The sequence below is a fragment of the Aeromonas sp. S15(2024) genome, assembly GCF_041402265.1.
Classification (GTDB): Bacteria; Pseudomonadota; Gammaproteobacteria; order Enterobacterales; family Aeromonadaceae; genus Aeromonas; species Aeromonas dhakensis.
Genome location: NZ_JBGLQY010000002.1, coordinates 93,923 through 103,032, shown reverse-complemented (window position 1 = coordinate 103,032; position 9,110 = coordinate 93,923). Strand labels below are relative to the sequence as shown.

Genomic DNA, 9,110 nt, shown 5'->3' with positions numbered 1-9,110 from the left:
AAACCTCACTCAGTGGAGGGTGTAGGACTTGCGCTGGGCATCCAGAGCCTTCATGGCCAGCAGCACCAAGTGGCGTATGCTTGATTCGATTCGCCCAAGGGGTATTGGGCGATGATCGTCAGTGATTTTCCCGGCGATAAAATACAGGTCTTCCAAAATTACTTCGATGGATGGCTCTTGCATGCATGTACTCCCGACAGAGGTTTATTAAAAATCGCTGACCACTGGATAGTGACCATCGAAAGAATTTTCACGTAGATAAAACGATGCCACCCTCAGCGAAGGGAGCGTGGTTTCTTGTTTGCTTGAGTCGAATCTTATGCGCCAAAAATATTATTGGTCAATGGTCTAAGTGAAATAAAATATTAAATAATCTCTTGGTCTGCCTAAACATCATCGCCATAGGCAAACCATAGTCATGCCTCAGTGTCCGAGTTGGACAACATCCTAACAAGCCAGTGGAACTGTGTCTTGCGTGGACATTCACCCCAGATTAGAGGGGGGAGGGTCTTTGGTTTTCATAACCCATTTAATGGTATTGGTGGCAATTTTTAAATGGGGGTATGTAAGCAATCTCCCACCGCCAGAATGATATTGCATTAATATTAAAAGTATATCCGTTGTATATGCGCCATATATACATTGCATATGTTTTTACCAGTTATGTACCTATTGTGTTCCTCTTATGTACACAATAGGTACACAACATCGAATATATTAAAAAGCCCCCTGCATGAGGGGGCTTTTAAACTGGTTGGCAGATGGTGTTATGGTCTGGCACGGTACTTTTCCAAGGCCTTGGTGAAGACCTCAAGCTGATGACCGGTGAAGGCTGAACTGTCCAGCTCTGCTGTGGCCAGCTTGCCGTTGCGCTCCTTCCACACCGCATAGGCAGCCGCTTTGTCGACCTCGATCAGGGCCTTTTCCTCCAGGGGGAGGTCACATAGATTAAAACTCACTTGGCACCTCTCTTCGTTGGACAGTCATGGTAATCGTTGTAACGTGTCCGGTCACGATTTTGGTTTTAAGAGCTGCCCGCCAAGGGTTTTAAGACTGGCCACATTGGTGCCTTTCTTAAAACCCGTTGGCTACAATGCAAGGGTTTTATCTCCCGCAGTCTTCCAGCATGCGCTTTCCCCTTTAAACGCCCCATTGCACCCGACAGGTAAAGGGTGGTTGCAATGCTTACATACCTGCATTTTAAGATTGTCTGTCTGCGACATCCACCGTTCCCAATCCCGCCGGATCAGGGTGCTGATGTACTCGTCTGAGGAATAAGGCTCACCGCTGCCAGCCCGAGCGATGCGCAGGTGGTTGAGTTGTTGGCGCTCCCGTTCTGACATCCTAACCTCCACGCGAGTGATGCCTAACGCTGATTGTCTCGCACGCTGGGCCTGTTTTCGCTCCTTCGCCTCCTTTGGTTTGCTCATATAGCCCCCCTTCTGGCAAACGTCCCCTGTCGTGCCCGGGTGTCCTTCCAGACCTGCTTTGCCGTCTGGCTGGCAGGCAGCACCCGCTTTGCCTTCTTCGGTGGGGTGATGGTGTCTATCTCGCCCTGGTAGAACGGGAACCAGGTATCCCCGAACTGGATGACCCGCTCCATGCGGTCGAGCAGCAGATCGCAGATATGACGGTCTGCGGCCGGCATATTGTCGAGCGTTCTGGTGATGGCGGCACGACCCGCCGATCCCGGCGGGTGCTGCTTGATGGTTGGCCAAAGCTGCTGGCAGAGCGGCAGCAGGCGTTCGACGTTGGCGTGGGTTATCAGATTGGTCATGGTTATTTCCTCAGGCTAGGCCCCGGTTTCTACGGGCCGCTGCGATATCTGCCTCATAGCGCTGGTTGTCTGCTTTTAACCAGTCGACGCGGGCCTGCTCCTGTTCGGTGGGTTGGTAACTGGCCCGGTCCTCTTCGTCATCCAGCAGGCGGGTGAAGATGGCGATCGCCTCTTCGGCCTTGGCCAGCGGCAGGGCGGCCAGCCACTCGGTGATGCTGCCGCCGGAGTGCACCAGCTCGCGGGCCTGCTGTTTCAGCTGGTCACTGCTGGCGGCCCGCTTGCAGGCCTGCTCTGCCTCGACCTCGGCGGTCAGCTGGTCGGCCACCGCATCGCCGGCACCCGGCCAGGTGCGGGTCACAATCAGCCGATCGCCGACCAGTCGCACATATTGGCCGTCGGCGTGGATGATGCTGCCGTGCAGCAGCAGGTCTTCGTTACTCACATCAAGCCCCATTCGGGTCAGCTCTTTAGCCAGAGCGGATCCTTTAACCCCCGATTTGGATCCTTTCGTACAGTTATTGACAGAACTCCGAGGGGGGCGGCTGCCGCCGCCTGACTGCAACTCGCTGCGCTCGCCCACTGCAGGCTCGCGCTGCTCGCCCAAACCCGACCCGGTGACGCCCTTGCGCACTATCTGCCAGCCCTCGGTGCGGGTGACTGCTGTGGTCTGGCCGATGTCGGTGATCACTCCCATCAGCTTGAGGACGTCCTCGCCGTATTTGTTGGCGGCTTCATCGAGGCGCTTGGAGAGGCGGATCAGGTGCTCCTTGCGGGGCAGGTCGATACCACCCATGGCGTCGATGAAGTCGCCCCAGCGGTTGTTGTCGGCGGCGGTGCGGGCGGCTTCGAGGATGCAATCCCACTCGATCACCTCGTCCCCCAGGCGGCGCAGCTCGCGCCACACGCTCACGGCTGGGCCGCCGATCTGCTGAAACTGGCGGATGCGCCAGCAGCTGGCCCAGGCCGCCACGGCGATGGTGGTGTGGTCGACGTGGGCTTCTGCCTCGTAGTCCATCCCGACCTTGTGGCCGTCGATGTTCTTGGCGATGTATTTGGCGATATAGCCGGTGGCGCTGCCCTTGGTCGGGTCGATCACCTTCCAGTTCACCCGTGGGTTGATGGCTTTCACCACGGCAGTGTCTTCGACGTTCAGCAGCCACTTGATGCGTGGGAACTTGTTGCGGATCGGCAACTCAGCCAGGGCATCGAGCTGCGCACCGTTTGGCATCTTGAGCTCGGCCCGATTGGTGGCGGTGAAGTGGTAGGCGAGCAGGGTCAGGAAGTCGCGCTGATGCTCTGGGTTGATGAACAGCAGGCAGTGCCAGTGCGGGGTGCCGTCGTGGTGCGGCTCGACCACCCGAAAGCCGAAGGCCATGATCCCCTCACGGGCCAGCGCCGCCCGAAAGCGCGCCCACTGTTTGCACAGCAAGCGATTGGTGTCGGTCGGGGTGCTGCCGTTGAAATCGTCGTTCTGGTAGGTCTTCGACTTGTCTTTGCTGCCCTGGCGCCAGGCGTGATAGCTGGAGGGGGCGGTCAGGGTCAGGAACAGGCCCAGTTTGCCCTGCTCCTGCGCCATGTCTTCAAACCCCCGCATGCGCACCATCAGCTCATGACGTCGTATCTCCGGGTTGGCCACGGATGCCATGATGGCGTCAGCCAGGTCAATCTCTTGCCCCAGCTCTTCGTTGACGGCGCTCATGCCTGCCATCCACGCCTGCTGGGCGGCCTTGCGCTGGGTGAACTCACGCACCGCGTGGGCGCTGGCGTAGGGGCTGACCCCCTTGCGCACCTGGCCGGTAAGGATGGCGATCAGCTCGCAGTAGATGGCCCAGGCGCGGTTAATCTTGCGCAGCCACCAGGACTCATCAAGCAGGCGCACCAGCAGGCTGGCGGCGGCCCCTTCGAACTTGTCCACCTCGTCAGCCAGATCGTCCCGCTCTTGCTGGCTCAGTGGGCGGCGCAGCAGGCGCTCGACCTTGGTGCGCGGGTGGATCGGCAGGGGCGGGCAGAAGTGCCACGCCTTGGCCTGGGCTCCGATATCGGCCAGCAGCTCGGCGGCGGTGCACTCGTTACCGGCCCGCGCCAGCAGCTGCTGGCAGCGGCGCGCCCACTCGGCGGCGACCAGCTCGCGGCGCACGTCGTTGCGCAGGTCTATCACCGGCACTGGGAAGCGGCTTTGAGCGGCGGCGCAGGCATCCACCATCCGGCGCAGCCAGATGTTGGCGGTCTTGTGGTTGGCCGGGTAGCGGTGCAGGTAGTGCTTGGCCAGCGGCTTGGCAACGTGCCACTCGATGCGGGCCAGCTGTTCCGCTGCCCCGGCCATGTTGACGGCGTGGACGCCGACCAGGTAGCGCTGGGGGAGCTGGATGCCGTGCAGGTTGGTGATGGCGTCGATCATTTGCACACCCCGCATTTACGGTCTGCATATTCGTTGGGCTGCAGGTAGCGGCCGCAGTCGCTGCAGGTCGGTACCAGCTCCATCTCGGCCAGCCGATCAGACCAGCAGGTGGCCTCGCAGAAAGAGAGGCTGGTGAGGCGATGGCCGGCCAGGATGACCGGGCGCACATGGCCGAACTCGCCGCAGCAGCTGCAGCGCATCGAAATGCGGGCGGCTTCCTGTTTCACCACGGTTTCGCTGGCGGCACGGGCCAGTGGCCAGCAGGTTTCGACGCAGTAGGGATAGGCGCGGCGACCGTGGCGGCCGGTGACTGGCAGGCAAACAGCCATCTGGCGGCACTTGGTGCATGGCTCCATGGTGACCATTTGCGACGGTGCTTGGCTGTTTGCAGGGCGCACGACGCCCAAAGCCGGGGCAAGCCCGGCTGGTTTCTGGTGAGTCATTAGTGAGAGCCCCCTGATGTTTTCAGTTGGCGGAGTGATGCTGCGAGTTCGGTAAGGTGAGCAGTGCTGACATAACGACGGCCATCCACCTCGATAGCGCCACTCCCATCTTGCTCCAATGTCGCAACGATGCTTTCGAGCACAATGGCGCGGTGGGTATTGGCGTTGATTCCGTATTGCTCCTGCACTATCGAATCCGGCACCTCAATTTCAAGGTTCTCTGTATGCATCAGTCGGATGCGCATTTCAGGTGTGAGCTTGATGGACAACTTCATACCGCACCCCCAGCATGCAGTGTTCTGACTTTGGCTGATGCCTGACGGGCGGCCTGGCGCGCTTGGCGGCACAAGGTCAGATGGGTTCTGGCCGGCGTGCGCTGGCCATGGGGGCCATCTGCGCGCAGGTCTACCAGGTCAAGCTGCAGGCCGTGCAGGCGCGCTTCGGCGTTCAGCATTTTGTCGACCCACTGGTCGATCAGTTGTTGGTGGCTCATGCTGCATCCTCCGCAATCAGATGACTCAGGCCGTTCGGCAGGTTCACTCGGCCGCCGTTATCCCAGACAAACCAGCTGTATTCGCAGGAGTCAGACCCGCCATTCACAAAGCGCGGGCGCGGCACCAGGATCGGGGTTTTGTTCGGAAAGCCGACTTCTGCCCAGAACGGCACCCGCTTTTTGCTGCCCAAGAAGTTCACCCGCTGCAAATAAATCAGGGTGCCATCAGGCGCGAGCTCCGACAGGCTCTTTCTCAAAAACTCCTCGGTCAGCGAGAATGGTGGATTGGTGATGATGACGTCGAACTTGCGACCAAAATCCCACGCCAAGTAGTCACGGCCATGGCGGATCTCGGCCCACTCTTTCTGTTCTGCTGGGAGCTGCACAGGGTCAAAGATGTTCCCTTCTGCACGGCACGGCTCCATGAAGTGATCGCCAGCGCGAAAACTGATGCAGTTCAGCAGCGCAGCAACGGCGCTTGGCGGGGTAGGGTAGAGCTCGCGCTCGATGACATTGCCGGTGGTGCTGCTCATGATTGACCTCCTTCGCAGCGGCAGACGCCAAACAGCTCATAGGTCAGCGGACCCGGCGCGCCCTGCATGGTGATGCCGGTGCGCGCGACCTGGACCCTTTCACCACCCCGTACCCTGATTGTCACAGTGGCAACACCTTCCTCGACGATGACGCCATCAACCGCTTTGAGCTGAGTGGTTCTGGCGCGCTGGATCACCCGCTTGAAGGTCACCTTGTCACCGCAGCGAAAGGCGGCCGGATCCGGCAGGCGGTAGCGCCCGCACTGTTCACACTTCATGTTGCTCATGCTGCTACTCCTTCCAGAACACGGACACGGCCAGACGGCAGCGGCTCGATGCGGGCGGCTTGGCGCTGGCCACGCAGCCAGCAGTTTTTGACGTTGATGTAGCCGTGGCGCACCAGGTAGGCGACGGCAGCGGCCGGTGATGGGGCGGTGTGCTTGGCGGTGATGGCGATCACTTGGCACCCCCTTGCAGCTCATGGGCAAAGGGCGGCTGGAATATCGCGGTGCTGTCTGGGCCGCAGGCCATGTCCACGCCGATGATGTGTGGCCACTGGCCACCGCGCAGTATCTCGAGGCGCTTGGTCAGCTCGGCGTAGATGTCGAGCAGGCTCAACTCGTCGGCCAGTTCCGCCAGTGCTTCCAGGCTCGCCTCTATGGCGGTGCTATGGCATGCCCCCAGCTGGGGGCGGTGGGTATTTATCAAGGAGTTGGCGACTTTGCGGATCGCCTGTTCTGCTGTATCATTGTTCATGAGTTAACCCTCAGTTTTGTTTGTGAAACCCCGCGGTGTTCCACCACCTTTGCGGGGTTTTTTATTGCCGGCTTTCGGCATCCCTTAACCGCCACTCGTAGCGGCTAAGGGATGGGGCCGATTCCCTTCGGCCCGTTGTCATCAGTCCTTTGCTTTCTTCTGTTTCAGCAGCGGCCATGCGATGGCAATCGCTACCCCTACCAACAGCCCATCCGCAGCCATCGATAGAATGCGGGAGCTGAAATCGACCCCCACCGACAGCAGCAGGAAGGCGCCTACCAGCAGCCAGCGCAGGTTAGGCATAATCGGCCATCCGCAGGCCCAGACGGTCGGCGACGGTGGTCAGCTCTTTCTGCTCCGCCTCTTCAATCTCGCCATCTGCTTCGGCGATGGTCAGCATGGTGACCAGCACGTCTTCCGCTTCCTGGCGGTTGCCCTTCACTTCTTCGATTTCCCGCAAGATCTCGACACGGGCCACGCGGTAACCGGCTTTCAGTCGCTCGGTGAAGCGGTTGACGGTGTCGGTCAGCTCATGGCCGAACCCTTCCAGCGCCTTGTTGGTACGCAGCAGGGATTCGATGGCTTTAAGCTCGGAGTCTTCACACTCGCCATCCGCGAAGGCGACCAGCAGGCAACCACCGACAGTGGCTTCCATCAGGTCGCGGTTTTCGAACTTTTTGATCTCGGCCTTGGCGGCCGATGCTTTCTTGCCAAACAGTTTTCCAAGCATGATCATTCCTCAGTTTTGATAGCCCGTAGGCCTTGGTTATTGGCCGTTTCCGGCCACTCTTCTTGCAACCGCTCTGCGGCTTTCCAATATGCCGGCCTGCTCGTTGAGCTCGGCCCGGCGCTTCTCTTCATGGGCAGCTTGCTCCAGCTCGCTGCGGGTCGGTTCGTTGCAGCGGGTGGCTGTGCGGTGCCATTCGCGGCGGTGCAGCACACCGCCATCAAATTCGTGCAAGGTGGCCAGCAGCTCGCCCAAGGCGAGGCGGATGGCCTCTTGCTGTTCAAAGTCGAACTGGTCCAGCTCTCGCCCGGCTTGGGTGGTCGACACCCCGGCCGCGTAGCAGATGACGGCGCGGGCCTTGGTAGACAGGCGTGACCAGCGGCTGGCCGCCCCATTGCGGCCAAACAGGCCGCGCATCTCTGCCAGCGCCTTGTCTTTGGCGCTGGGCTGTTGAACGAGCTCGAAAACCTTGGCGGTGTTCATGGGGTGGCCCTCCGGTTATGCCTGCAGCAGCCTGACCAGCCAGTGGCGGCGCGGCTGGCAAGCTGGCTTGAAGCGCAGCGCGCCGCGGCGGCCGCGCTGGTCTTCCAGATAGCTGCCATCAGTGCGGGTGGTGTTGCGCATCACCGGCTCGTCGCTATCGGTGACGACGGTGGCGCGGGTGAACAACAAAAACGGCAGCGGGATCAGGTCCGGCTGCTCGGCGCGAAGTTTCATGCTGGCTCCTTGAGCGGGATGCTCTTCGACATGGTTTTGTGGTTTTTGCCCACGCCCTTGCAGGTCGGCAGCACGATGGCCGGATTGGGCATGGCGGATGGGCTGATGGTGCCGATGATTTCAAACGCGGCCTTGAAGGTGTGGCCGCAGTCGACATTGCTACAGGCATAGAAGGCATGGCCTGTCAGCGGGCTCATCTTTGTGGATGAACGAGTGGTGGAATGGCAACCGCAGTGGGGGCAAATCAATCTCATGGTCTTGGTCTCCTATGCGCCGAGGGCTGCGCGGGCCATGTCGGCAGCACACGCAAGACCAGGGACGGCGTGAAAGCGGTCTTCGACTTCGGTTGCCAGCAGCACAAGGTGCTCGATGCCAGCCCAGATGCCGGTGACGACGGTGTTTCGGTTGTTCTTGGTGACGCGGTCACCGGCGAGGATGGTGGTGGCTTGGGCTGTGACGCCGAGGATCTGGGCGCTGGCATTGAGTGCCTGCTGGGCGCGGGCCTCTGGCGCAACCTTGGCAGCCCCCGGCAGGCGAACGGCAGTCAGGTCGCAGTCAAACAGCAGGCCATCAAACAGGGTGTCGTCGCCGGTGGCGTGGTAGAGGGCGATCAAGTCTTGGGCGGTCAGGTTGTGCCGCTCACACGCCGGATTGAATTTGTTGTGAAGCACATGGCTTGACATGCCGATGGCTTCTGCCAGCTGGCTGATGTTGTGCGCCTGTTTAAACAGATCGCAGGCTGCCGCAAAGTGGCTGTGTGAGTGAGTGCGCTGGTTTGACACTTTATCCCCCTGTGCTCAATCGCTACCGTTAGGTCAAGCAGCAGCGCGTTGGCGCGACTTGCTGGTCGAATCCTTGGCCACACGACGACGGGAGTTTTCATGAACGAACTTAAAGTAGTGCTCAGGCTCCTTGGTCATTTCGCGCCAGCGGTGCAGGTTGACCCACACTTTGTCGCCCGCGCGCAGCTTGGGGATGATGGGCAAGCGACCATCGTTGATCATGTCTTGGGCGGTGCGCAGCGGCAGGTTGAACTTGAACTCGTCGCGCAACATGGTCAGGAAGGCATCCAGCGGAATGGCCGGCAGAACGGAGAGCGCAAGGCCCTGTTTGATGGCAGCCAGCTGGCGCAGTACTTCGTCCATCTGGTCAACTGGCTGTTTGTTGTCGTCACCGATAGGTGCGGCATGCGCCCCTAAAGGCTGTTTTTCGGTGTCACGTTGCGTCATACTGCGCCCCTATGCGTTTACTTTTTACCTGTGGACA

General features: G+C 60.1%; 18 protein-coding genes. All 18 read right to left on the bottom strand.

Features of this window, described 5'->3' with window-relative positions; all coding sequences use genetic code 11:
* Positions 1–9: 9 nt before the first annotated feature.
* The 18 genes from ACB033_RS04570 to ACB033_RS04485 all read right to left on the bottom strand — a co-directional run bounded on the left by ACB033_RS04570 (position 10) and on the right by ACB033_RS04485 (position 9,073).
* Positions 10–183 (bottom strand): hypothetical protein, encoded by a 174-nt coding sequence (locus tag ACB033_RS04570; RefSeq protein ID WP_371140365.1) that lies wholly within the window; start codon positions 181–183, stop codon positions 10–12.
* 584 nt (positions 184–767) lie between these two features.
* Entirely contained in the window at positions 768–959 is a 192-nt protein-coding gene (locus ACB033_RS04565) for a DUF3283 family protein (protein WP_371140364.1), read from the bottom strand.
* Positions 960–1,426: 467 nt separating this feature from the next.
* Positions 1,427–1,777: a hypothetical protein gene (locus ACB033_RS04560; RefSeq protein ID WP_371140363.1), complete on the bottom strand. Its 351-nt coding sequence runs from the start codon at positions 1,775–1,777 to the stop codon at positions 1,427–1,429.
* A gap of 10 nt (positions 1,778–1,787) precedes the next feature.
* Positions 1,788–4,175, bottom strand: coding sequence for a replication endonuclease (locus tag ACB033_RS04555; protein WP_371140362.1), 2,388 nt, complete (start codon positions 4,173–4,175; stop codon positions 1,788–1,790).
* Complete coding sequence (locus tag ACB033_RS04550; protein ID WP_240035975.1) at positions 4,172–4,504, bottom strand: hypothetical protein; 333 nt, start codon at positions 4,502–4,504, stop codon at positions 4,172–4,174. Before ACB033_RS04550 ends, ACB033_RS04555 begins: the two co-directional genes overlap by 4 nt.
* 113 nt (positions 4,505–4,617) lie before the next feature.
* Positions 4,618–4,893 carry a hypothetical protein gene (locus ACB033_RS04545; RefSeq protein ID WP_005308775.1) on the bottom strand — a complete coding sequence of 92 codons (276 nt, stop codon included), beginning with the start codon at positions 4,891–4,893 and terminating at the stop codon, positions 4,618–4,620.
* Positions 4,890–5,111 carry a hypothetical protein gene (locus tag ACB033_RS04540; protein ID WP_043161929.1) on the bottom strand — a complete coding sequence of 74 codons (222 nt, stop codon included), beginning with the start codon at positions 5,109–5,111 and terminating at the stop codon, positions 4,890–4,892. The genes ACB033_RS04545 and ACB033_RS04540 overlap by 4 nt, the downstream gene beginning before the upstream one ends.
* On the bottom strand, positions 5,108–5,644 hold the full coding sequence (locus ACB033_RS04535) for a DNA methyltransferase (protein WP_371140361.1): 537 nt from the start codon (positions 5,642–5,644) through the stop codon (positions 5,108–5,110). Before ACB033_RS04535 ends, ACB033_RS04540 begins: the two co-directional genes overlap by 4 nt.
* Positions 5,641–5,931: a hypothetical protein gene (locus ACB033_RS04530; RefSeq protein ID WP_017763984.1), complete on the bottom strand. Its 291-nt coding sequence runs from the start codon at positions 5,929–5,931 to the stop codon at positions 5,641–5,643. Before ACB033_RS04530 ends, ACB033_RS04535 begins: the two co-directional genes overlap by 4 nt.
* Positions 5,928–6,104 (bottom strand): hypothetical protein, encoded by a 177-nt coding sequence (locus ACB033_RS04525; protein WP_017763985.1) that lies wholly within the window; start codon positions 6,102–6,104, stop codon positions 5,928–5,930. The genes ACB033_RS04530 and ACB033_RS04525 overlap by 4 nt, the downstream gene beginning before the upstream one ends.
* Positions 6,101–6,400, bottom strand: a complete 300-nt coding sequence (locus ACB033_RS04520; protein WP_139726061.1) for a hypothetical protein — start codon at positions 6,398–6,400, stop codon at positions 6,101–6,103. Before ACB033_RS04520 ends, ACB033_RS04525 begins: the two co-directional genes overlap by 4 nt.
* A 141-nt stretch (positions 6,401–6,541) precedes the next feature.
* Positions 6,542–6,703, bottom strand: coding sequence for a DUF3927 family protein (locus ACB033_RS04515; RefSeq protein ID WP_139726060.1), 162 nt, complete (start codon positions 6,701–6,703; stop codon positions 6,542–6,544).
* Complete coding sequence (locus ACB033_RS04510) at positions 6,696–7,130, bottom strand: tellurite resistance TerB family protein (protein ID WP_139726059.1); 435 nt, start codon at positions 7,128–7,130, stop codon at positions 6,696–6,698. Before ACB033_RS04510 ends, ACB033_RS04515 begins: the two co-directional genes overlap by 8 nt.
* Before the next feature lie 36 nt (positions 7,131–7,166).
* On the bottom strand, positions 7,167–7,610 hold the full coding sequence (locus ACB033_RS04505) for a hypothetical protein (protein ID WP_017763987.1): 444 nt from the start codon (positions 7,608–7,610) through the stop codon (positions 7,167–7,169).
* Between the two features lie 15 nt (positions 7,611–7,625).
* On the bottom strand, positions 7,626–7,844 hold the full coding sequence (locus ACB033_RS04500) for a hypothetical protein (protein WP_005308789.1): 219 nt from the start codon (positions 7,842–7,844) through the stop codon (positions 7,626–7,628).
* The gene (locus tag ACB033_RS04495) at positions 7,841–8,098 is read right to left on the bottom strand and encodes an ogr/Delta-like zinc finger family protein (protein WP_005308791.1); all 258 of its coding nucleotides are present in this window, start codon (positions 8,096–8,098) and stop codon (positions 7,841–7,843) included. The genes ACB033_RS04500 and ACB033_RS04495 overlap by 4 nt, the downstream gene beginning before the upstream one ends.
* A gap of 12 nt (positions 8,099–8,110) precedes the next feature.
* Positions 8,111–8,626: a phage regulatory CII family protein gene (locus tag ACB033_RS04490; RefSeq protein WP_139726058.1), complete on the bottom strand. Its 516-nt coding sequence runs from the start codon at positions 8,624–8,626 to the stop codon at positions 8,111–8,113.
* 33 nt (positions 8,627–8,659) lie between these two features.
* The gene (locus ACB033_RS04485) at positions 8,660–9,073 is read right to left on the bottom strand and encodes a hypothetical protein (protein ID WP_139726057.1); all 414 of its coding nucleotides are present in this window, start codon (positions 9,071–9,073) and stop codon (positions 8,660–8,662) included.
* Positions 9,074–9,110: the final 37 nt, after the last annotated feature.